23 protein-coding genes are annotated in these 22706 nt (G+C 62.2%); 11 read left to right on the top strand and 12 right to left on the bottom strand.

Annotated features, from left to right (window positions below):
• Positions 1-170 precede the first annotated feature (170 nt).
• From QK290_RS16750 to QK290_RS16760, 3 genes are all read left to right on the top strand, one after another.
• The gene (locus tag QK290_RS16750) at positions 171-1163 is read left to right on the top strand and encodes a Gfo/Idh/MocA family oxidoreductase (protein WP_282331769.1); all 993 of its coding nucleotides are present in this window, start codon (positions 171-173) and stop codon (positions 1161-1163) included.
• A 74-nt stretch (positions 1164-1237) separates the two neighbouring features.
• Entirely contained in the window at positions 1238-1960 is a 723-nt protein-coding gene (locus QK290_RS16755; protein ID WP_282331770.1) for an HAD-IA family hydrolase, read from the top strand.
• 438 nt (positions 1961-2398) lie between these two features.
• Positions 2399-2524, top strand: coding sequence for a hypothetical protein (locus QK290_RS16760; RefSeq protein WP_282331771.1), 126 nt, complete (start codon positions 2399-2401; stop codon positions 2522-2524).
• On the opposite strand, the gene QK290_RS16765 is transcribed toward QK290_RS16760, so the two are convergent.
• Both QK290_RS16765 and QK290_RS16770 read right to left on the bottom strand, forming a co-directional pair.
• Complete coding sequence (locus tag QK290_RS16765) at positions 2521-2868, bottom strand: helix-turn-helix domain-containing protein (RefSeq protein ID WP_282331795.1); 348 nt, start codon at positions 2866-2868, stop codon at positions 2521-2523. The two genes, QK290_RS16760 and QK290_RS16765, sit on opposite strands and share 4 nt — an antisense overlap.
• 277 nt (positions 2869-3145) lie before the next feature.
• Complete coding sequence (locus QK290_RS16770; protein WP_282331772.1) at positions 3146-3526, bottom strand: cupin domain-containing protein; 381 nt, start codon at positions 3524-3526, stop codon at positions 3146-3148.
• Between the two features lie 253 nt (positions 3527-3779).
• Between QK290_RS16770 and QK290_RS16775 the strand changes: the two genes are divergently transcribed.
• Positions 3780-4307, top strand: a complete 528-nt coding sequence (locus QK290_RS16775; RefSeq protein WP_282331773.1) for a TetR/AcrR family transcriptional regulator — start codon at positions 3780-3782, stop codon at positions 4305-4307.
• A 448-nt stretch (positions 4308-4755) separates the two neighbouring features.
• Here the strand turns inward: QK290_RS16775 and betT are convergent, their stop codons facing one another.
• A complete protein-coding gene (gene betT, locus QK290_RS16780; RefSeq protein ID WP_348994479.1) occupies positions 4756-6855 on the bottom strand; it encodes a choline BCCT transporter BetT in 2100 nt (699 codons plus the stop codon).
• A 602-nt stretch (positions 6856-7457) separates the two neighbouring features.
• On the opposite strand from betT, the gene QK290_RS16785 reads away from it, so the two are divergent.
• The 5 genes from QK290_RS16785 (at position 7458) to QK290_RS16805 (ending at position 10915) form a co-directional block, all read left to right on the top strand.
• Positions 7458-7871, top strand: a complete 414-nt coding sequence (locus tag QK290_RS16785) for a cupin domain-containing protein (protein ID WP_282331774.1) — start codon at positions 7458-7460, stop codon at positions 7869-7871.
• 128 nt (positions 7872-7999) lie between these two features.
• Positions 8000-8365: a cupin domain-containing protein gene (locus tag QK290_RS16790; protein WP_282331775.1), complete on the top strand. Its 366-nt coding sequence runs from the start codon at positions 8000-8002 to the stop codon at positions 8363-8365.
• 115 nt (positions 8366-8480) lie between these two features.
• Positions 8481-8858 carry an ethanolamine utilization protein gene (locus tag QK290_RS16795; RefSeq protein WP_282331776.1) on the top strand — a complete coding sequence of 126 codons (378 nt, stop codon included), beginning with the start codon at positions 8481-8483 and terminating at the stop codon, positions 8856-8858.
• Positions 8859-9087: 229 nt separating this feature from the next.
• A complete protein-coding gene (locus QK290_RS16800) occupies positions 9088-9303 on the top strand; it encodes a hypothetical protein (protein ID WP_282331777.1) in 216 nt (71 codons plus the stop codon).
• A gap of 766 nt (positions 9304-10069) precedes the next feature.
• The gene (locus tag QK290_RS16805) at positions 10070-10915 is read left to right on the top strand and encodes a Gfo/Idh/MocA family oxidoreductase (protein ID WP_282331778.1); all 846 of its coding nucleotides are present in this window, start codon (positions 10070-10072) and stop codon (positions 10913-10915) included.
• Positions 10916-11006: 91 nt separating this feature from the next.
• Here the strand turns inward: QK290_RS16805 and QK290_RS16810 are convergent, their stop codons facing one another.
• The 9 genes from QK290_RS16810 to QK290_RS16850 form a co-directional block, all read right to left on the bottom strand.
• The gene (locus QK290_RS16810) at positions 11007-12032 is read right to left on the bottom strand and encodes an ATP-dependent 6-phosphofructokinase (protein ID WP_185262159.1); all 1026 of its coding nucleotides are present in this window, start codon (positions 12030-12032) and stop codon (positions 11007-11009) included.
• 126 nt (positions 12033-12158) lie between these two features.
• Positions 12159-12521, bottom strand: a complete 363-nt coding sequence (locus tag QK290_RS16815; RefSeq protein ID WP_282331779.1) for a cupin domain-containing protein — start codon at positions 12519-12521, stop codon at positions 12159-12161.
• 86 nt (positions 12522-12607) lie between these two features.
• Positions 12608-14095 (bottom strand): glyceraldehyde-3-phosphate dehydrogenase, encoded by a 1488-nt coding sequence (locus tag QK290_RS16820; protein ID WP_282331780.1) that lies wholly within the window; start codon positions 14093-14095, stop codon positions 12608-12610.
• 91 nt (positions 14096-14186) lie between these two features.
• Positions 14187-14810, bottom strand: coding sequence for a 3-hexulose-6-phosphate synthase (gene hxlA, locus QK290_RS16825; protein ID WP_282331781.1), 624 nt, complete (start codon positions 14808-14810; stop codon positions 14187-14189).
• A gap of 215 nt (positions 14811-15025) precedes the next feature.
• Positions 15026-16252 (bottom strand): glycosyltransferase 87 family protein, encoded by a 1227-nt coding sequence (locus QK290_RS16830; protein WP_282331782.1) that lies wholly within the window; start codon positions 16250-16252, stop codon positions 15026-15028.
• 61 nt (positions 16253-16313) lie between these two features.
• Positions 16314-17666, bottom strand: a complete 1353-nt coding sequence (locus QK290_RS16835) for a glycosyltransferase family 87 protein (protein ID WP_282331783.1) — start codon at positions 17664-17666, stop codon at positions 16314-16316.
• Between the two features lie 131 nt (positions 17667-17797).
• Positions 17798-18907 carry a (p)ppGpp synthetase gene (locus tag QK290_RS16840; protein WP_282331785.1) on the bottom strand — a complete coding sequence of 370 codons (1110 nt, stop codon included), beginning with the start codon at positions 18905-18907 and terminating at the stop codon, positions 17798-17800.
• A 53-nt stretch (positions 18908-18960) separates the two neighbouring features.
• Positions 18961-19998 (bottom strand): LacI family DNA-binding transcriptional regulator, encoded by a 1038-nt coding sequence (locus QK290_RS16845; RefSeq protein WP_282331786.1) that lies wholly within the window; start codon positions 19996-19998, stop codon positions 18961-18963.
• Positions 19999-20045: 47 nt separating this feature from the next.
• Positions 20046-21089 (bottom strand): NAD(P)-dependent alcohol dehydrogenase, encoded by a 1044-nt coding sequence (locus QK290_RS16850; RefSeq protein WP_282331787.1) that lies wholly within the window; start codon positions 21087-21089, stop codon positions 20046-20048.
• A gap of 127 nt (positions 21090-21216) precedes the next feature.
• Here QK290_RS16850 and QK290_RS16855 point away from each other — a divergent pair, with 127 nt between their 5' ends.
• Entirely contained in the window at positions 21217-22113 is an 897-nt protein-coding gene (locus QK290_RS16855; protein WP_282331788.1) for a helix-turn-helix transcriptional regulator, read from the top strand.
• Positions 22114-22154: 41 nt separating this feature from the next.
• Positions 22155-22637, top strand: coding sequence for a sugar O-acetyltransferase (locus QK290_RS16860; protein WP_282331789.1), 483 nt, complete (start codon positions 22155-22157; stop codon positions 22635-22637).
• Positions 22638-22706: the final 69 nt, after the last annotated feature.

Raw genomic sequence — 22706 nt, forward strand, 5'->3', positions numbered from 1 at the left:
TGCCCGCCTCGTCGAAGCCGCCCGCCAGCTCGGCTCCCTCGGCAAGACCTTCTAGCCGAAGAGGGCTGGGAGCCAAGATCCCCTCACTTCAGTACGATCCGAACCCACTAAACTGCGATCGGGCATGAATCCGCACTTCCGGGGCAGAGAGCCTAAAAAAGGAGTATTCAATGAGCGAGAAATTGCGATGGGGTGTCCTGGGCACCGCACGCGTCGTCCGCAAGACCATTCCGGCGCTGCAAGAAACAAAAAACGGTGACGTCGTAGGTATCGCGTCCCGTACCGAGGAAAGGGCCAGGGAGTACGCCGATAAGCACGGCGTGCCCCAGGCGTTTGGTTCGTATGAGGCGCTGCTCGCTTCTCCGGGCATCGACGCTGTTTATATTGCCCTGCCGAATGCGTTGCACCTCGAGTGGATTCTTAAAGCCTTGGATGCAGGCAAGCACGTCCTTTGTGAGAAGCCTTTGGCGATGAGCGCCGTCGAGTGCGGGGAGATTGCGCGCAAGGCCGACGAGACCGGGCTCAAAGTCTTAGAAGGCTTTATGTACCGTTTCCACCCACGTTTCGAAAAGTTGCAGGAGTTGCTTTCAGCCAGTGCGGTGGGCACGTTGACCTTTGTCCACGTCGCGCACTCCTTTGATGCGGGCGGGGACGACAACATCCGCTGGTATGCGGGGCTCGGCGGCGGCGCACTTTTCGATGCTGGGTGCTACTGCGTCAACATGAGCCGGATGGTCACGGGGCAGGAACCGGCTGATGTCGCCGCCTTTGGCAACTACCGCGACGCCAACGACGACGGTCGAATCGACACCAGCATTGCGGGTATGCTCCGCTTTCCCGCCGGCGCCACCGCGCTTTTTGATACGGGAGTGAACCTCGAGCGCCGTAACTTCTTGGAAATCACGGGCACCGGGGGCCGGCTCTACCTGGACAATCCTTTCGGGCTGCTGGAGGAGGATTCGGTCCTGGAGGAGCATCACTTCGGGCAGGACACGATTTTTCACAAGATCAAGGGCGGAAACCACTTCGTCCGGATGGGCGAACACTTCGCCGGCAGCGTCCTCAACGGAACCCCGCTCCGCTACGACCTCACGGACGCGGCAAACAACGCCCGGGTGTTGGAAGCTCTCGACCAGGCAGCGAGGAAGCAAGAGGAGGCGTGACCCAGAGCAGCAAGCGCACCACAGACTCAACTCCCGCGACCTACGTAGGAACCCCAGTTAGCAAAGGACACACTATGGCGTCTCATGACCACTTCGCACGGCTTGACCGGCCCGTGGAAGAGCACACGCCGGAGCTGCGCAGCACAACGGGCGGGGCCCGCACCGTGACTGTCCTGCGCTGCACTGCCGTCCTGTTTGACTGCGACGGGGTGCTCGTCGATTCGGACACCGCCGTTGTGCGTTCCTGGACCCGATGGGCGCACGAGATGAACCTGGACCCAGAAGAAGTCCTCCCTACCGTTTACGGACGACGCTCGGTCGATACCGTCGCACAATTCGTCTCCCCGTCGAAGCGCCCAGCCGCCGTGGAGCTGATCGACGCACTGGAAATTGAAGACGCAGCTACCGCCACCGCGATCCCCGGCGCCGCCGAGCTCCTGGCAGCAATACCCGCTGGCCGGTGGGCTACAGTGACCTCCGCGTCACGCGACCTGGCCCACGCCCGCCTGTCGGCCGCCGGGCTCACCGCTCCCGAGGTACTGGTAACGGCCGGCGACGTCAGACACGGCAAACCGCATCCAGAAGGCTACCTGGCCGCAGCACAACGTATTGGCGTGCCGGCAGATCAGTGCGTCGTGGTGGAAGACGCCCCCGCCGGCATTCGCGCGGCACGTGCCGCTCAGGTGGGACACGTCCTTGGCGTCGGCAGCCGTGATATCGGCGAACATCAGCCGGACGCCGTAGTCCCTGATCTGCGGTCCGTGCACTGGACCAGTGCCGGCCTCGAAATCCAGTAAACAAACAAATATTAGGTACACGCCGGACTGACGTCCGGCTCGTGATGGACGCCCAGAAGAATCCTGCTGACCGGAGAGGGGCCTGCACTCGTATCGGTGCGCAGCCGGGCCCCCCCGGCCGACACGATCCGCGGCTGGGTCCGGACGGAGTAGATCGATCAGGGCGTGCGTCCCGGCACCACCACCGATAACGCCACCCGGTTGGCCGAGTTGGAGCGCGAGGTTAGCTGAGTTGCGGCGGGCGTACGCGCTCCGGAGATCAGCGTAGGCTTTCTTCGCGGCGGAGCTCGACCGCCCCCTCCACCTACTCCGGAGCCAAGGCACGCCCCGAGTACAAACGGGCCGTCAGCGACGCTGTGAAGCCGGAGGCGATCATCCTAGGTGCACAGCGAAAATTACAGTGTCTACGGGGCTAGGAAAGTATACGCAGGTTGCAAGGTGGCTCGCTGCACCGTGGGCCCGCTGGTGGTGGGTGAGGATGGCCCGGAGGTGCTCCACCGCCGGCGTCTTGGGAAGATCATCGAGAGCTTGGTGCGAGAGCTCGATCTCTCGGTCAGCGATTAGGCGTTTAGCCGCAGGCCGGGCAAGTCATTCGGCCTCAGAAGCTCCGTCAGATTGGTGGTGAGTACAGAGGTGATGCAACGACCGCCACGGAAGCGCTCGGCCTCACGGCCGAAGTTGTCACAGGTGAGGTCCGTCGTGATGCTGGCGCACTCGCGACAGGTGTCCTCGCCTGCATCGGTCCGGCCTGGAAGCGTCCTGTCGGCACCGCAGAGCGGGCATTGACCGTATCGGTGTGTGTTGGCCTCGACCTTGAAAATGTCGCAGAGTGCTACCAGGACCTGGAACGAGATGCGGTCCGGGTTCTGGCCGACGAGCCGGTAGGTCTGCCGCTCTGAGAGTGTGATGCCGCGCCCCCGAAGTGGCGTGAACCGTCATTGAGCCTGAAGGGACGTGTACGACTTCATTGGTTTCAAGGACCCAGCCTGAGGGGCCCTTGGTGCATTCGAAAATGCCTGATTCGGCACCTTTCCCGTCCTCCAGAGATGGCTTCCGCGAGTGGCCATCTGCTGTCCGGTCGCTTCAGGGCAAGTACGCCGATCGTCCAGTCCGTGACGTTCGCCGCAGTCGCTTCTCACATCGCACCGATATGCCATCGAGGTGTGGCGGTGGAGATGCCAGGGCTCAGAGCTCGGCGTATTTGAAGGAGTGTGACTCCAGGCCTTCGGGGTTGGGGCCGTAAATGGTGACCATCCGCGCGTAGACGGGTGCCCAGTAACGGCCTGCTCGTCCGGGATTTACGCGTGCAGAATCTCCCGGCCTCAGGATGACAGTCTCGCCTTCGCTCTGGATATGAAGTTCGCCCTCCAGTACAAAGTTCGTCTCTGAATGGGGGTGGAAGTCCTCCCAGGCGCATGCGTCCAGTTCCCACTCGGAAAGTATAAAGTCGTCCCATGGGCCTTCAGGATGAGAATTTATGAACCTGCAGCGCAATCCCTGCCATTTGTCCTGCATTGCTTCCAGGGACTTCGCTGGCCAGAAATCGATCGCTTCGCCCGTTGTCACTGTCGGGAGCTGAGGAGTGGTTGTAACCATATCTTTTCACCGTTTCTTTAATAGGGAATCTACTTCTGGAGTACCTTGTTGAATGTGAAGAACTTTGTATCGACGTGACGCAGGTCGCCGGTGTCAAAACTGTGACATGAACTTGCGTTCAAGTCAACGGTTCACCGCGAAGATGGCGACCCGTTCTTGGGTCACCCGATAGGTTTAAGGAAACCCCCGCCGGTTGGCCGAAAGGGAGACTGCAGAGTGTGCTATGCGGTTACCCGCACGAAAACGAAAAGAACAGCTGATTGCAGCGACGATTGAACTTATGCGTCATGAGGGCGTTCAGTCGGTGACCATGCGGGCTATTGCCAAAGAGGCTAATGCCCCCTTAGCTATGGCTAATTATTGTTTCAGCAATAAAGAAAACCTCATGGATGTGGCCGCCGAGGCTTGGTTTAAGAATTTGAGTCGCTTTTCCAGCGGCGCCCCGGCCAATTTGGGACTTCGGAAGGCTGCGGAACACGTAGCTGAGGGTTGCTGGCGTGCCCTGGAGGAAGAGCCCGCAAGCATACTTGCTGAAATCGAACTCATTTTGTGGGCCACACGGAATGCCGACGTCAGCCCGTTGGCCACTAAAATCTATTCCGTCTATGAAGTGGAGTTGGGAATATATTCTCCTTCGCCGCCCAAAGCAGCGGGGACGGTGTCTCATATCCTTCCCTTCGCTGGTAAGGGCCTTTTTGATGATCTACGACGGAGCGGCCACTCAGTACCTGACCGACCCAAAGGCTGCTGATTCACGAGCCCTGTTCTCGATGACGGTTGATGCACTGCTGAACAAGACCGGCTTCTAAGCTCCGACGCCAGGACTTACAGGACTGTTCAGCTTTGGCCTGCGGCCGCTTTCACAATCAGCAGCCGCACGGGAAGAGCCGTCTGGAACGTGCTTTCGGACGTGTTCATCGCACGGGGTGTAATGGGCCTCAAACGACGTGGACATGATGCGGTTGGCGAGCGAACGTGGTGGGCAACAAAGTTGCCCACCACGTTCCTAGTGATTCGGGGTCACCGAGGGGACCTGCCGTTGCGTGTGGCCATTGGGAAACTGGATGGCTTCATCACGAACGTCCCCATCCGTGTCCTGCGCTGCATTGAGCCGCATTGAATCGCCGACTGCGTAATCAGTCACTGCCTCAACCCGTGCTGTCGTCATTTCCGGCTGCCAGCTCATCCGCAGGCTCCGCCTATGCGAGGGTACCGGTGGTCGGCGGTGCCGGCTGGGTGATGAGGGTGGGGTGGTCGTACTCGTTTGAGTAGGCCAGGAAGCTGTGGTGGGCTTCGTAACGGATCAGGATGTCCTCCATGACCTGCTGCTGTGTCGCGCCCATCAGGTCATAGCCCTCCGAGCCGGTCTGCGAGAACACTTCCACGCGGTAGTAGACATCGGTTTCATGGCTCTTATGCCTGCCAAATTTCGGAACTGAGGCCTCTACGGCCTGGATCTGATAGTGGAAGTCGCGGTGGTCCGGGATAGTGACCACGATCACATGGCTGGGGACGTCCGTGTGTTCGTTCGGGAGGGTGTGCAGGGTTGCCTCATGGCCCTGTTTCGTGAACTCCTCGAGGGCTTCGGCCAGCGCGGGTTGCGCTGTGGCTTCAATAAACGCCGACACGTCGTTCTTGGATGGGTAGGCGCGTACCCGTGCCAGCCGCTGGCCCCAGGTGCGGTCCGCCACGTTACCGCCGTGCACCGCCATCGACTGCCGTCGCAGCGACCGGCCCTCACGATCGGCCTTCTCCATCCGCAAGGCCTTTGTGAAGGAGGCCATGACTAGCCAGGCGATGATCGTCACCGGGAGACCGAAGATCAGCGTGGCGTATTCCATGGTGGTCACGCCGCCGGCGACCAGCATCGCGATGGTCAGCATCGCGGTAACCAGGGCCCAGAAGATCCGGAGCCACTTGGCGCCATCCTGGGTCGCATTGGTGATGTGGGAAGAGAAGTTGGACATCATCATGGCGCCTGAGTTGGCGCTGGTGAGGTAGAACAGCATGCCGGACAACGTGCCCAGTCCGATCAGGAGAGGGGCCCCGGGGAACATGCCCAGCAGTGCGTACCAGCCCTCTTGCGGGCTGGTAACGGCCAGCTTTGCGAACTCCTCGTTCCCGTTCAGGACCTCGTACAGGGCACTGTTACCGAAGATGCTCACGACCGCGAAGTCGCACAGCACGGGGAAGGTGATGGCGGCGATGACGAACTCGCGCAGGGTCCGGCCACGCGAGATGCGGGCGAGGAACAGGCCCACGAACGGGCCCCAGGCCAGCCAGAAGGCCCAGAAGAACAGGGTCCAGCCGCCCATCCACTCCGAACCGCCTTCCTGGTACGCGAACGTCTGCAGGGTGCGTTCGGGGAAGGTGAAGACGAAGCGGCCGATGTTCTCCACCAGGGAGTTGAGGAGGAAGGAGGTCTGGCCGGTCACCAAGATGTACACCAGCAGGGCCGCCGCGCTCCAGATGTTCAGCTCCGCGACCCAGCGGATCGCTTTGTCAACGCCGGAGGTGCATGCGGCGATGGTGAGTATGACGGCGACAATCACCAGCGCGATCTGCAGGGCCAGGCCCTGCTCCAGACCGAACATGATGGCGATTCCGACGTTGAGCAGCACCACGCCGATTCCCATGGCCGTGGCGACGCCGAAAACCGTGGCCACCAGGGTGATGATGTCGATGGTGTCGCCGAGCCCGCCCTTGACGCGTTTGCCGAGCAGTGGATAGAGGGCTGCGCGGATGGACAGCGGAGCGCCCCACCGGTAGGCGAAGTAGCCCATGGCCATGCCGAGGAGCGCATACATGGCCCAGCCGGCCACGCCGTAGTGGAACATCGTCCACACCACGGCTTCGTGGGCCGCCTCCGCCGTCTCGCCTGCGCCCGCCGGCGGCTTCATGTACTGCGTAATGGGTTCGGTCACGGAGTAGAACAGCATGTCGATGCCCACACCGGCGGCGAACAGGTAGGCCACCCAGGTGAAAAGCTTGTACTGCGGCCGGGAGTGGTCCGGGCCCATCCGGACCGAGCCAACCTTGGACAGCGCCACCCACAGCACAAACCCGATGACGACAGTGACGGTGAGCACGTAGAACCAGCCGAGGTTCTGCGCGATCCAGGACACCACCGACTTCATGGTGGACTGGGCGCCGGCAGGCACCAGCATCGCCCAGACAGAGAAAGCAATAATAATGGCTGACGCGATGATAAAGACCCGCCAGTTGACCTTAGGCGCGGGTTCCTCAGTGAGTTCAGGGGGCGCGGTGTCAGGTTTATTATCGATATTAATGACGCTCAAATGTCCAACTCCAATTCGTGGTTCAGGCCGCGCGGAACGCAGCACATCATGGTGGTGTTCGCGATCTCTTACTGATCGGTCGGATAGACGTCCGGGTGCAGGGGTGCCCGACGAAGTACTGAGGGGAAACGTTCCCCGCAGATGCCGCTGGGGCAGATAGCGTGATGCTTTCCTGCGTTTTGTAGGATGCTGCGAAAGATTTATCAAAGAAGTGTTCATCACTTGCGTGGGGACTGCGCTGACGATCACCTCTGAAGCCCGGTCAGGGCTCCCGGAGAAGATTGCCGCGAACCATGCATCCCCTGATTCCCGTAGGCCAGCCGGGCTCTGCTTTGAGTTCGGTTGGTGTGATGCCAGTCACGCTGCTCGTCCCCATACTGTGACAGGAACGAATGTTCAAGTCAATGGTTCCACTGAAGATTTCGAATCTATTTCCCAACCCGGGGCATTTTTGACGGACGTAGTATGAACGCTTGACTTGAACAATTGTTCATGTAATGTGTATCGCAGCACGGTGATCTACCTCACTATCACGCGATGTAACTGACATTCACCGGGCACGTCTTATTAGTAGATTTCCGACTCTTGAAACGGTTGAAGCCATGAATGATGTAGGCACCATTCAGTCCCCGCCAGTGGCGACGGGAAATGCAGTGGACTTCTGGGCAGCAAAGCCCTTGGAGGCCTTGGGCGGGGAATACGGGCGACTACGCTGCCGGTTTATCAATTCCCACCCGGAAGGCAGCTGGGACGACTTTATCCTCTCGGAATGGACGCTGGAGTCCTGTGCCTGGGAGGACTTTCACCCGCACAGTGAAACCGCTTTCGTGCTGGAGGGTGAACTCCATATTGAGAGCCAGGGCAAGACTGTCATCCTGAGGCCGGGCGATTCGGCGCGCGTCAACCCGGGCGGCCTGGGCCGGTACTGGGCGCCCGTTTACGCGCGGATGATCACCATTTACGGCCCCAACCCCGAAGGCCTGGAATCACACTCCTTCCGGTACTCCGAAGTCTGATCCCGACATTTCCCTAAATGCCGCGACGCCCCGGACGCCGCCGAAACCCTTCAGCGCAAACCGGACCGCAATGAGTCAAAAACCTCCGTCACCAGTAAAAGTCCCATAACTTTTGAAAGGTAAATCGAATGACACAACAGACAACCTCCATCTCCGCAGCCCTCATCAGCGACGCGAAGAACGCTACGGATCTGGACGATTGGGGACCCTGTCCTGAAGCGACCGGACCGCAGACGATGGACACCCGCGGCATCTATCTGTGGAAAGACGGGAAAGGTGCCGAATCCGGCATCTGGGAATGCACTGCAGGACCCTCCCGCTGGGTACTCGAAACGAACGAATTTGTGCACGTCCTCTCAGGCTCCATGACCATCACGCCCGACGGCGGCGAGCCCGAGTTCGTGGGTCCCGGCGACACGATCTTCATCCCCCGCGGCTGGAGCGGCAACTGGGAGCTTCACGAGACACTGCGCAAGCTCTACGTGATCTTCTAATCACGGATAAAAGCTATCAACAGAGAACCAGTCCATAGATGGACGATTCTGGCAAAGATAACCAGTCCTGACAAAGACAAGTCAGAATTTCATAACACTATCCACAGGAGAGATCATGGAAACCACAACACTCGGAACATTCACCAAGGCCGGATCCATCCACAAAGTGGAAAACGGCTTCATCGGACTGCCGTCAATGAACGTCCCGGGCGTCGACGCCGCCATCGGCGACTCCCTCACCCACCCCAACGGTTCGGTCATGAGCTCCGGATTCTTCGAGCTCAAGGCCTCCGAGCCGCTGGTCTACACGTACACCTGCGACGAAATGAAGGTTGTCGTGAAAGGTGAATTCATCCTCACTGACCGGGCGACAGGAGAAGTGACCCACGCCAAGGAGCGCGACGTACTCTTCTTCCCCAAGGGAGCAGAAATCACCTTCGAGACCCCCGACTACGGCCTGGGCTTCTTCACCGCCCACGGCTCCATGTCTTAAGCGACACGATTCGAGGCCTCCTCATCAGGCGGTAATGAATCAGGTCACTGGAACCGCCACTTGCCCCTGCAGCAACAGCTAGCCAACACCCTGCTGCTGCAGGGGCAAGGACGTCCCATGGCGCGTATCGCGAGACCTTTGGAGAACCCAAAAAAACAATTGACTTGAACACCTGTTCATGTGCAAAATAGTCACAACATAGTGGTCCCCATCACAAGAAAGTACTGCCATGAGTCGTCAGACAACCGAGTCCCTGGAAGTCCTCGTCAATAGGCCTGAGGAACTTTACGAGTTGCTTAATGAGGCAGAAGCCATGCTCCGGCGAGCAGCAATGGCCCACGGGTCTGCCGGCATTAGGGTCACCCGGCATGATCCTGCCCGGTACACCTTCGAACTCAGCGACACGGTTCCGTTTGGCGAGACCTGGGAGCAGACAGCTCGGTGAGCCAACCTCATCGAACTCAAAACAGGCACGTTTCAGCCTGAGTACGCTGGCTGACTTAACTTTCGCTCTCACGGGGCTTGAGGGAGGTACAGCCACGACCCATTTCACCGGCAACTGTTGCATTGAGAGGTTCCCGCCGTCCGCTTGCGTCAGTCCATTTGATGATGCGGCTAAACAAACAAGAAGGAAAATACTGTGACTTCAGGGATGAATCGATTTGGTGGGTCCGGCTGGGTCGATGTCCAAGTTGGAGATAAGGTGCAGCTGGTCGGTAGCGGGCGCCCAGAGTATGCCGGACTAGTAGACGCCCGGACAGCGGACGGTGACATCATTTGGGTCCACGACCCTGTCGATGGCCGCCGCCTGTTCCACATTCAGGATGGCTACGAACTCCAGCTGGCCACATCATGACCGAAGCGGTGTTCTGATGACTGTCACTACCGCTCAGGACCGGAAGTCGACCAGTTGCCAGGTCAGAAACGGAATGCCTCTTTCCGGAACAGAATGAATTATGGCGTATCGCCTGAGCTCAGGCAGCGTCCGTGCCTCCCAGTTTGGGTTTTGCGGGATGATTTGACACTTAAATTCGCGTCTGTTGTGCAGGAACTTATACCGCCATGGCAAATCATGCTCTCTGAGCTCAGCACATTCAGGCGATAGGTCGTTGCCTTGCAAGCGTGTGGTGTCACATAGGGTATGAAGGGTTTGGGCAGCCAGGCGCTAATCCCAATCATGGCGATTCGGATGCTAGTAAAAATCGCACGGCGTGCCCCAGGCGTTTGGTTCGTATGAGGCGCTGCTCGCTTCTCCGGACATCGACGCTGTTTATATTGCCCTGCCGAATGCGTTGCACCTCGAGTGGATTCTTAAAGCCTTGGATGCAGGCAAGCACGTCCTTTGTGAGAAGCCTTTGGCGATGAGCGCCGTCGAGTGCGGGGAGATTGCGCGCAAGGCCGACGAGACCGGGCTCAAAGTCTTAGAAGGCTTTATGTACCGTTTCCACCCACGTTTCGAAAAGTTGCAGGAGTTGCTTTCAGCCAGTGCGGTGGGCACGTTGACCTTTGTCCACGTCGCGCACTCCTTTGATGCGGGCGGGGACGACAACATCCGCTGGTATGCGGGGCTCGGCGGCGGCGCACTTTTCGATGCTGGGTGCTACTGCGTCAACATGAGCCGGATGGTCACGGGGCAGGAACCGGCTGATGTCGCCGCCTTTGGCAACTACCGCGACGCCAACGACGACGGTCGAATCGACACCAGCATTGCGGGTATGCTCCGCTTTCCCGCCGGCGCCACCGCGCTTTTTGATACGGGAGTGAACCTCGAGCGCCGTAACTTCTTGGAAATCACGGGCACCGGGGGCCGGCTCTACCTGGACAATCCTTTCGGGCTGCTGGAGGAGGATTCGGTCCTGGAGGAGCATCACTTCGGGCAGGACACGATTTTTCACAAGATCAAGGGCGGAAACCACTTCGTCCGGATGGGCGAACACTTCGCCGGCAGCGTCCTCAACGGAACCCCGCTCCGCTACGACCTCACGGACGCGGCAAACAACGCCCGGGTGTTGGAAGCTCTCGACCAGGCAGCGAGGAAGCAAGAAGGTAGCGTCTGAGCGGGGCCCCGTTCAGACGGTGGCAGGACCTCCGCGGTCAGCGAACCGATTTCCTCGGCCCGCTGGCCGCCGTGCGGCCAGCCTGGGCAGCTCAGCCGAACAGGACTGCGGCTTCGTCGTAGCGGTTCTGCGGCACAGTCTTTAGCTGGCCCAGGGCTTCCTTGAAGCCCACCTGCTCGATCTCCGTGCCCTTCAGGGCCACCATGGTGCCCCAGAAGCCTTCCACCACAGAGTCGACTGCTGCCATGCCCAGTCGCGTGGCCAGGACTCGATCGAAGGCTGACGGCACGCCGCCGCGCTGGATATGGCCCAGAATGGTGGCACGCGTTTCGATGCCTGTCCGGGCTTCCAGTTCCGGGGCCAGCTGGTCCGCGATCCCACCGAGCCGGGGCCGTCCAAAGTTGTCCAGGCCACGCTCGGAATGCGGGGATTCCATATGGTCCGGGACAAACCCCTCGGCAACCACTACAAGTGGTGCGCGGCCCCGAGCGTGGGCTTCCTTCACCCACTGGGCAATCTGTTCGATGCCGACCTTCTGCTCGGGAATGAGAATGGCATGGGCGCCTGCCGCCATGCCGGCGTGTAGTGCGATCCAGCCCACGTGACGGCCCATCACCTCTACGATCATGCACCGGTGATGCGATTCGCCGGTAGTCCGCAGCCGGTCAAGGGCCTCGGTGGCGATCTGCACAGCCGTGTCGAAACCGAACGTGTAATCCGTGGCGTCAAGGTCGTTGTCCACGGTCTTCGGGACGCCCACAATCTTCAACCCGGCGTCGGTCAGGCGCTTCGCAGCAGCCAAGGTTCCCTCACCGCCGATCGCGATGATGGCGTCGATGCCCAGTCGCTTCATGTGCGCCTTGATGACCTCCGGCCCGCCGCCGTTCTCAAACGGGTTGGTGCGGGAAGTGCCAAGGATGGTGCCGCCCTGCTTCGCGATGCCCCGGACCAAAGTGCGGGGAATATCGATGACGTCGCCCTCAACCACACCGCGCCAGCCGTCCAGGAACCCCACGAATTCGTGACCGTGGATGGCAATGCCCTTCAAGACGGCGCCGCGGATAACGGCGTTTAAGCCGGGGCAGTCGCCACCGCTGGTGAGGATTCCAATTTTCATGTTTCGGCTCAAATCATGGGAGAAGGTTTACAGCAGGGCACCTGAATGCCTTTTGATGGTGCGGCACGTGCCAAAATCTGTCAGGCCCGGGGTACCCCCGGGCCTGACGCGGCACAGCTAATGCGGTTAGGACGTGAAGATCACAAAGAACTTCCGGATCCGTTCCTGGATCTCCCACGTCCCCTGCCAACCGATCGGGAAGATGGCGGCTGTTCCGGCCTCCAGGGTGATCGGTTCAGCGCCATCCTCGGTGACCACCATGCGGCCTTCAAGGACATGAATCGCCTCACCGCGCTCAAGGAACTCCCACCGGGAGAGGCCTGGCTCGGCTTCCCAGACTCCGGAGAGGATGCGGGAGTCCTCGCTGGTAAAGGGAATGGCAATTCGCGTTGGTATCTCGTCGCCGAGTACCTCGGCCAACGGCGCGCCGAGCAGGGATTCGTCGAGTTCCCCTGCGAAGAGCTCGCTGGGCTGGAAGGTGATGCTCATGTTGATGTACCTTTCTGTTGCTGCCCGCCGGTAGCGTCTCCGGCCGGCTGGTGGTGGCCGCGGCTCGAGATAAGCGGCGGTTGAATTTAGGCCAGTGCGGCGAGCACCGACATGGCTTCCTCAACGACATCCGTAGCGGGGAAGGAGGGGCGCTTCATGCCGGCCATCTCTTCCATGACGCGGACTACCTGGCAGCTGTAACCGAACTCGTTGTCGTACCAGACGTAAAGAATCAGGTTCTTGTCGTTGGAGATCGTGGCGAGGCCGTCAACGATGCCGGTGCGGCGGGAGCCAACAAAGTCCGTGGACACGACCTCGGGCGAATCGATGTAGTCAATCTGCCTGCGCAGGTCCGAGCGCAGTGACATTTCCCGCAGGAAGTCGTTGACCGCGTCCTTGGTGGTGCCGTTTTCCAGGCTCAGGTTCAGGATGGCCAGCGAAACGTCGGGGGTGGGGACGCGGATGGAGCTGCCGGTGAGCTTGCCCTGGAGTTCGGGGAGGGCCTTCGCTACTGCGGTGGCGGCACCGGTTTCGGTGATGACCATGTTCAGCGCGGCGGAGCGGCCGCGGCGGTCGCCGTTGTGGAAGTTGTCGATCAGGTTCTGGTCGTTGGTGAAGGAGTGGACGGTTTCCACGTGGCCGTGGATCACGCCGAACTTGTCGTTGATGGCCTTCAGGACCGGGGTGATGGCGTTGGTGGTGCAGGACGCTGCCGAGACGATCCGGTCAGAATCCTCGATGCTACCGTGGTTGATCCCGTGAACGATGTTCTTCAGCGCGCCCTTGCCCGGCGCCGTCAGGAGAACCCGGGCAACACCCTTGCTCTGCAGGTGCTGGGACAGGCCTTCGGCATCACGCCAGCGGCCGGTGTTGTCCACCACCAGGGCGTTGTGGATGCCGTAGGCGGTGTAGTCGATCGTGGCAGGATTATCCGAGTAGATGACCTGGATCTGGACACCGTTGGCGGTGATGGTGTTGGCAGCCTCGTCCACGCGGATGGTGCCTCGGAAGGGGCCGTGGACCGAGTCGCGGCGCAGGAGGCTGGCGCGCTTGGTGAGGTCGTTATCGGAGCCGCGGCGCACCACGACGGCGCGCAGGCGCAGGCCGTGGCCGCCACCGGCCTTTTCGATGAGCAGGCGCGCCAGCAGACGGCCGATCCGGCCAAAGCCGTACAGCACGACGTCGGTGCTGGTCCGGTCATCGCCACCGCGCTTGCCCACGACATCGGCAAGCTCGGCACGGAGGAACTCTTCCAGGGTGGCGCCGTCGCCTTCTGCCTTGAACTTTTGGCTCAGGAGGGCGATATCGATCGCTGCCGAGCCGGGCTCCAGCCGCAGCAAGGTCTCCAGCAGCGGGGCGGTCTCTTCCGGACGCAATTCGTCCTTACTGATCCGGCGCGCGAACCGGTGCGCCTTGAGGATGTCCATGGTGGACTTGTTGACCAGGGTCCGGCCATGAATGCTGGTGACCACGTTGTTTTCGCGGTACAGCCGGCCGATCACCGGAATCATGGCCTCGGCGAGTGCCTCCTGGCCCATCCACGTATCAAGGCAAGAATCTTTAGTTTGTAGCATCGGGCTGCCTTTCCAATGGGGGTCGGGTCTGGATGAGCTTCAGCTCCTGAGATGGTCCAGGAGACCCGCCGGTCTTTCCGAGGGGCGGTGGTTAGTTGATGGCGGCGCGGAGTTGCTTGGCTGCCAGTGCGGGGTCGGCTGCGCCGTAGATGGCGCCGCCGGCGACGGCGACATCGGCGCCGGCCTTCTGGACGTCTGCGATGGTGGCCAGCTTCACGCCGCCTGCGACGGAGAACGGAACGCGGGCTTCTGCTCCGGCGCGGAGCAGCCCGGTCAGGTCGAAGCCGGGCTTTGCCTGCTCGTCGAGACCTGCGTGCATCTCTACGAACTTCGCACCCAGGGCGCGGACTTCCTTGGCACGGGTGACTTTGTCTGCGATGCCGATGAGGTCAACGACGATGCCCTTGTTGTGGGCCTTGGCAGCCTTTACGGCGCCGGCGATGGTGGAGTCGTCGGCGGCACCAAGCACGGTGACCAGGTCAGCGCCGGCCTTGAAGGCGATGTCGGCTTCGAGTTCGCCGGCGTCCATGGTCTTCAGGTCAGCGAAGACGACCTTGTCCGGGTGGGCGTTCTTGATCGCGGTGACCACCGAGAGGCCTTCGGCCTTGATCAGCGGCGTACCGAGCTCGATGATGTCAACGAATTCGGCGACCTGGCCGGCAAGTTCGAGGGCGGCTTCGGTGGTCAGGAGGTCGATAGCAACTTGGAGCTTCATGGTGTTGTTTCTTTCTGCCGTGAACTAAAGGTGGTGTGGACAGCTAGTCCTGACATCCATCGTCCAGTCTTTTGCAGGCAGGCGAAACGCCAATTCGGGATGGTTCAAACTACCTTTTTGGGTAGTCTCCGCTGGCCGCCCGGGGGCAAGTATGGTCCTGTTTTGTGGCACGGGAAACGGCGGTGTTGCCCCGAAACTCGACGGGGAGAGTCACCTCAGGCGGCCCGCGCCTGCGGAGCCGCCTGTGATTTTCGGCCAAGCTCCGCGGTCCGCTTCACCGACCACCACAGCAGCACCACCAGGAGAACATTGCGTGTTGTCAGGATGGCAGCCATGACCGGGTGGGCGTGGATGAGCGGAGTGTAGAACAGCGGGTAGATCACAAACGTGGTCATCGCGATTCCCATCAGCAGCGCAGCGGGTACCTTCCACCGCTCCCAGTCGTGCGTGAGGCCCGCGATGATCACCGGCGCCAGCCAGATGATGAACTGTGGCGAACCCACCTTGTTGAACACGATGAACGCGGTGGTCATCATCAGCGCGCCCTCGAGGAAGAGCTCCTCCCGCTCGGCGCCGCGGTTCAGTGCCCGGACCAGAAGGACGGCCGCCACCATGGCGGCGAGGATCAGCAGCGGCTGCATCAGGAACGCGGCCACGTCGGCGCCGGGGCCGTAGACCTCGGTGGAGTTGATGGCTGTGTTGTCCGCCATCTTGGACCCGGCAATGTTGAAGACACTGAGCCACACCCACGGCGTGGAAAACGTGGCCTCAAGCTGCATGCCACGCTCGCCCTGGTTGGTCAGGAAGTCCATGATGTGCGTCAGTCCGCCGGACAGGAACGTGCCCAGGCCCACGACGGCGGTGACCGCCACCCCGGAGGCCAGCACCTGGATCCGCTTACGGCTGGCAATAACGATCGGCACCAGTACCGCTGCCGGCCACACCTTGAGCCAGGTGGCGATGCTCAGCAGGATCCCCGCCACCACGGGGCGTTCGGCCGCGTACAGCAGGGCAATCAGCACGATGGGGGCCGTGATGCCCTCCACCCGGGCGAAGCTGAGGTAACCCATAAAGACGGTGAAAAACAGCCACCACCAGGCCGGGGCGATGCCCTTCACCTTCCGCGGTCCGCGGGTCAGGAAAGCAAGCCCGACGGCGTTGAGGGCTGTGATGATCAGGAACCAGCACAGGAGGTACAGGCTGGGTCCGGCAATATTCGCGAGGAAGATCGGGATCTGCGCCAGCACCGGGTACACCCAGGGGCTGATCTTGCCATCAAGACTGTCCGGGTTGTAGCCGTCCGTGGCCCACTGACGGTACTGCTCGGTGTCGCTGAACGTATCGCCGTTGAGGAAGAACGACGCCATCCAGCCCAGGAAATACAGGTGGATGACCGCAAAGCCCCACCAGACGCTGGAAGGACGGGTAAACCAGTCCACCACTCGCGCGGGCAGGACGGTGCTGCGGACGCTGACCAGCCGGTCGAAGAACTTCGTGGAAATCTCAGGACTCCTTGAGCGCGGGGACGGACGCGGACGTCTTCTTGCCCAACGAGTACAGGCGCCGGACCGACCACAGGAACAGGACAACCAGGAGGACGTTGCGGATGGTCAGCACGCCGGCCATGACTGGGTTGTTGTGGCTGAGGGCATCGTAGAAGAGCGGGTAGATGAAGAACGTTGCCACCGCGATGGCGATGAGCATGGCCGCGGGGACCCGCCACTCACGCCAGCTGTGCGCCAGGCCCACCGCCACGGCCGGGGCCAGCCACACCATGAACTGGGGCGAGCCCACCTTGTTGAACACCACAAAGGCGGTGGCCAGGGTGAGTGCTCCGGCCAGCAGCAGCTCGGTGCGGTCCACGCCGCCGTCGGCCTTGCCGGTGCCGTTGAGCTTGCCGTTGTGCAGCGCCCAGAAGGTCAGGCCGGCCACGAGCAGCGCGGCAAGGATGAGGAGCGGCTGCATCAGTACGGACATCACCGCGGTGCCGGGGCCGTCCACCTGCATGGAGTTGATATCGGTATTCATGTACATCCGGGAATCGCCGATGTTCAACACGGACAGCCACAGCCACGGGGTAGTGAACGTCGCCTCAAGCTGCATGCCCCTGTCGCCCTGCTGGGTGAGGAAGTTCAGTAGCTTGGGCACGCTGCCAATCGCGGCGGCGAGTGCCACCACCACCGCTGACGTGGCCACGCCGGCAAGCACCACCAGCAGGCGGTTCTTGACGACGGCGAAGAGGGCCAGCATCACTGCTGCCGGCCAGACCTTCACCCAGGTGGCCGTGGCGAGCAGTATCGAGGCGATGAACGGCCGGCCCACGCCGTAGGCCAGGGCCACCATGACGATCGGTGCTGTGAGGCCGTCCACGCGTGCGAAGCCGAGCCAGCCCATCAGCAGCGTGAAGATCAGCCACCACCAGCCCGCGGGGATGGCGTTCTGGTTGCGGCCGCGGTCAGTGAGCTTGGCCAGGCCCCAGCCGTTGAGGATGGTGGTCATGAGCACCCAGAGGAAGAAGAACGGTCCGGGACCGGCAAGGCCTGCCAGCGCCATGGGTATCAGCGCGAGGATGGGGTACACCCACGGGCTGGGGCCGCCGCTGAGGTTCGCTTCGTCGAATCCCGCCCGTGCCCAGTCGCGGTAAATGAAGGTGTCGCTGAAGGCTTCTCCGCGCAGGGACAGCAGCGCAGCGAAGATCAGGAAGCCCAGGTGCACCAGGATGAAGCCGGTGAGGAGCCCACGAGGCGTGTTCAGCCAGGACCGTGCGGCCGCAGGCAGGACGACATTGCGGATCCGTGTGAGCGTGGCGAAGAATGCGTCCGTGGAAATGGCGGAATCCTTGTCAGAGAGGGGCAAAAACAGGTGCCGGATCTTGCCGCTGGGCTGGAGCCGGGAGCATCGGAGGTCCGCTTACAGCAGCCTCCACCTTGAGTCAAGGGTAGTTGAATGTCACGGGTGCCCAATAATCCTGCGGCTCCGCGATTGACCTACTCGGACTTGGTCTGGCGGTAGCGCTCGATCTGTTTGAGCCGCCGCAGGAGGCTGTCGCGCCGCGGGTGCGGGACGGCGTCGGGCGCCTCTGCGGTGAGGTCAATGTGTTTAGTGCCGTACTGCCAGAGCAGGAGGTCATCCAGCAGGCGGTCCGGGCCGGGGGAGTAGCGGTGGTCCAGCGCCTTGCGGACCTCGGTGATCCGCTGGGCGCTCAGAAGGCCGGCCAGCTGGACGGTCTGGTTGAGGCCGTGGGCGGCCATGAGCTCCGCCGCCCAGCCCCAGTCATCATCGACTTTGCGGTCCACGTGCGGCAGCAGCGTGCGCCAGACGTCCCGGATCCGGTTGGGCGTGAGCTGCGCGGCGCCTTCGCCGTCCAGGTCCCAGTAGCTGCGGACTTCCTCGTAGCGTTCGTGGAGGTCCGCGAAGGCGCTTTCCACGGTTTCCAGCATGGCGGCAGTGGCGGTGAACTGCCGATCGAAATGTGGGGTCCAGGCGCGGGGGTCCTCGGCCTTGAACCGGATGTCGTGCTCGATCTCGCTCCAGGCGTGGGCGAAGACGGTGCGGATCTGGCATTCGAAGAAGTAGCTGCCGTTGGCCGGAATCTCCGGGTTGACGGCCTGCTGGTAATTCTTGACGGCCCCGTTCTGGATTGTGCGCAGGATGAGGTGGCGGCTGGAATAGCCGTAGGTGCCGGACTCGATGGAACCGATGTCCTTCTCGCGGTCGCCGCGGCAGTCGAATATCTGCCGCTGGCGCTTGATGATGTTGGCCACCAGGGCATTCTCGGTGGGCAGTTTGGTGATGACGCGCACGCCGACCATGTCGTTGAGGGTGCGGAAAGGGTCCGGGAATTTCAGCACCGGGGGGCCGCCGGGTTCCAGCGGTTCCTCAATCCGGGAAATCTTCTCCCGGAACGATTCCACCGACTTGGTGCGGCCCGTGACAAACAGCGGGGTGACCTCGGTGTCCTTCAACATGTCGCGGAGGATGTGGAGAACGTCCTTGGTGACCAGCTTCAGGGCAGGGCGGACGCGCTCGTAGATCTCCACGTTCTCCTGCACGGATTCACGCAGGCTGATGTCCAGGCTGTCCCAGTTACTCGGCATGTACCCAGCTTACGGCGGGCGTGTGACAGCGGCTTGTCATGCCTGGCGCAGTGTTATGCCGAAGTGGAGTTGCGGACCACCAGGGAGCTTTCCAGCGTCAGCTGCGGCTGCTCCAACCGGTGGCCTTCCATGAGCCGGCGCAGCTGCCCGCCTGCCTTCAGCCCCAGGGAGGTTGCCGGCAGGTGGACGCTGGTCAGGCTGGGATTGCTGGTCGCGGAGTACGGCAAATCATCGAAGCCTGCGATGGCCAGCTGGCCCGGAACCTGAACCCCTGCCACCCGTGCTTCCTGGAGCACGCCGTAGGCGTGGGTGTCAGTGCAGCAGACGACGGCGGTGACTCCGCTCTGCTGCCACCCCGGCCAGGCGGCGGCGAACGCGGCGGCGGACGCGCCGACGTCGATGGTGGTACTGATGATGCCGTCGCCCGGCACCGAGATACCGCGTGCGCCTGCCTCAGCGAGGAAGGCCCGGCGTCTGACCTCAAATGTGGCCGTGCCCGTCACACTGTCCACGTACGCCACCCGGCGGTGTCCAACATCCGCCAAATGCGCGGCCAGCTGGCGCGCGCCGTGCGCAACGTCCAGATTAACGGACGGGGCGTAGGCCTCAAGTCCCGGAGCATCGAGCAGGACTACGGGGCCGGCGGCGGACAGTTCTTCCAGGAATTCGGCGTTGGGAGCGTCAACCAGAAGCCCGGCCGGCCGGAGCGCCATCAGCTTCCGGACGTCGTCCGCCTGCGGGAACTCCCCGGCGTCGGTAACGGACAGCAGCAGCTGGTAATCAGCCCCGAGCGACTCCCGGACACCCGCGATCACCTTGGCGAAAAACGGGTTGGAGATGTCCGGGGCCACGAGTAAAACCATGGAGCTGACGCCTTTGGCCAGCGAACTGCCCAGGCTGTCCACCACGTAGCCGAGCTCGGAAATGGCCTCCCGCACCCTGGCGATATTGTCCTCAGAAACGCGGCCCGCAGTCTTGCCGTTGGCCACCAACGAAACCGTCGCCGCCGAGACGCCGGCGCGGGCCGCCACCATGGCGGCGGTGATGCGCGGCGTGCGTCCGGGGTGCTGCGCCTGCTCCGCGGATTCCATACCTCGATCGTAGTAGGCGTGGAGGGCCGGTGCTGCCCGCCGGTGTTCTAGACGAGAGTGGAGGTGTCGATGACGAACCGGTAGCGGACGTCGGAGGCAAGGACGCGTTCGTAGGCATCGTTGATCTTGCTGGCCGGGATGACTTCGATTTCGGCGCCGAGGTTGTGCTCGGCGCAGAAGTCGAGCATTTCCTGGGTTTCGCGGATCCCGCCGATCATGGAGCCGGCGAAGGAGCGGCGGGCCATGATGAGCGCGAACGCGTTGACCGGGAGCGGTTCAGCGGGAGCGCCGACGTTGACCAGGGCGCCGTCGAGGGTGAGCAGCTGCAGGTAGGCACTGATGTCGATCGATGCGCTCACGGTGTTGATGATCAGGTCGAAGCTGCCGGCGAGATCCTCAAAGGTGGTCTCGTCGCTGGTGGCGTAGTAGTGGTCCGCGCCCAGCTTCAGCCCGTCCTCCTGTTTTTTGAGCGACTGGGAAAGTACGCTGACTTCCGCGCCCATGGCATGGGCGAGCTTAACGGCCATATGGCCGAGTCCGCCGAGGCCGACGACGGCGACTTTCTTCCCAGGGCCCGCGCCCCAGTGCCGCAAGGGGGAGTAAGTGGTGACGCCCGCGCACAGCAGGGGAGCGGCGGCGTCGAGCTCGATGCCTTCGGGGATCCGCACAACAAAGTCTTCGGTCACGACCACGTGCGTGGAGTAGCCGCCCTGCGTGATGGTGCCGTCGCGGTCCACCGCGCCGTAGGTGCCGATGTTGCCATTCAGGCAGTACTGCTCTTCGCCCTTGAGGCAGTTGACGCATTCGCGGCAGGAGTTGACCATGCAGCCGACGCCGACCCGGTCGCCGATAGCGTGCTTGGTGACGGCCGAGCCGATCTCGGTGACGATGCCGGCGATCTCGTGGCCGGGGGCCAGCGGGTAGGACTGGGGACCCCAGTCCCCGCGGACGGTGTGGATGTCAGAGTGGCAGATGCCGGCGAACTTGATATCGATCAGGACATCGTGCGGTCCGACGTTGCGGCGTTCGATCTTCGTGGGAACGAGCGGCTCAGTGGCGGACGGTGCGGCATAGGAATTAACGGTAAACATTCTTCTCCTGTTTAGGGGGTGCCTTTGCATCAATATCACCCTATTTCCATCGGCTGAAGAAGGCTGCGTTTATGGGGGTACAAGCTCTTCCCCCTTTAGCCTGGCGAACCGGGGCTATCGTGGATTCATGGATAACCTGCCCGACAACCGCGCCGACATCCGGGACTTCCTGGCCAGCCGCCGCGCCAAAATCCGCCCGGAGCAGGTGGGGCTTCCCGCGGGCACCCGTCGCCGCGTTCCCGGACTGCGCCGCGAAGAGGTTGCTGTCCTCGCCGGAGTGAGCACCGAGTGGTACGCGCGGCTGGAGAAGGGCAACATCAGCGGCGTGTCTGACGACGTCCTCAAGGCCGTCGCCGGGGCACTGCACCTGAACGATGAGGAATGCCTGTACCTTTTCGAGCTGGCACGGGCCGCCCGGCCCATGCGCCGGACGCATTCCCGCCGCAAGGAAGTGGGGCTGGCGGTCACTGTCCATTGGCTGCTTGACTCCATCACCATGTCGGCCGCGTTCGTCCGCAATGGCCGCCTCGATATCGTGGCCTCTAATGCGCTGGGGCGTGCACTCCACGCGCCCATGTTTGCCAGCGAAACCACCACTGCCAACGGCCAAGCAAACTTCGCACGGTTTCACTTCCTCGACCCGGCCGCACGGGAGTTCTTCGTCGACTGGGACGCCGGCGCCGCGGCCACCGCCGCCCTGCTGCGTGCCGAAGCCGGCCGTGAGCCCAACGACCGCTCTCTGCGCGAACTCGTAGGGGAACTATCCACCTTGAGCCCCGAGTTCCGCACGCTGTGGGCATCGCATGACATCCGTTTCCGACACGAGGGAACCAAACGGCTGCGACACCCCGTGGTGGGCGAGCTGGAGCTGACCTACCAGTCCCTGACGACCACCTCCCCGGGCGCCGTCAACGACGTCAGCTTCTACACCGCCGAACCCGGGTCGACCCACGAAGAGCGCATCAAACTCCTCACGAGCTGGGCGGCCACGGCGGTTTCGGAAGCAGCAAAACCGAACAACTAACGTGTGCGCACACGCGATACGACCTTGAACTGAAGGACACCATGGAAGTCGCCGATCTTCTTGCAGCACTGAATGCCGGGCATACCATCACCGGGGACTCGCTGTTGCATGAGGTCATGCTCCGGGTCAGCCAGGATGCCCTGCGCATTACCGGCGAACTCAATGGCGGGTACCAGGAACCGGTGCGGGTCCGGGAGCTGTTGTCCCAGCTGACCGGCAGGCCGGTTGACGAATCTGTGACGGTCTTCCCGCCCTTCTACTCCGACTTCGGGAAGAACATCTCCCTCGGCGACAGGATCTTCATCAATTCCGGCTGCAAGTTTCAAGATCAGGGCGGGGTGGTCATCGGGGACGACTGCCTGATCGGGCACAACGTGGTGATTGCCACGCTCAACCACGACCTCATGCCGAGCCGTCGCGCGGACCTGCACCCGGCCCCTGCGTCCGTGGTCACGAAGGACGTACCGGAAAGCGCCATTGTTGTGGGGTCGCCTGCACGGGTAGTGCGCGCACTGACCGACTGAACGCGGCGGGGTCGGAAGCAGTCCACCAGGACATCAAGCGCTTGACGTGCGCCAACGTTAAGCGCTTGA

This window comes from Pseudarthrobacter sp. AL07 (assembly GCF_029960665.1).
Taxonomy (GTDB): Bacteria; Actinomycetota; Actinomycetes; order Actinomycetales; family Micrococcaceae; genus Arthrobacter.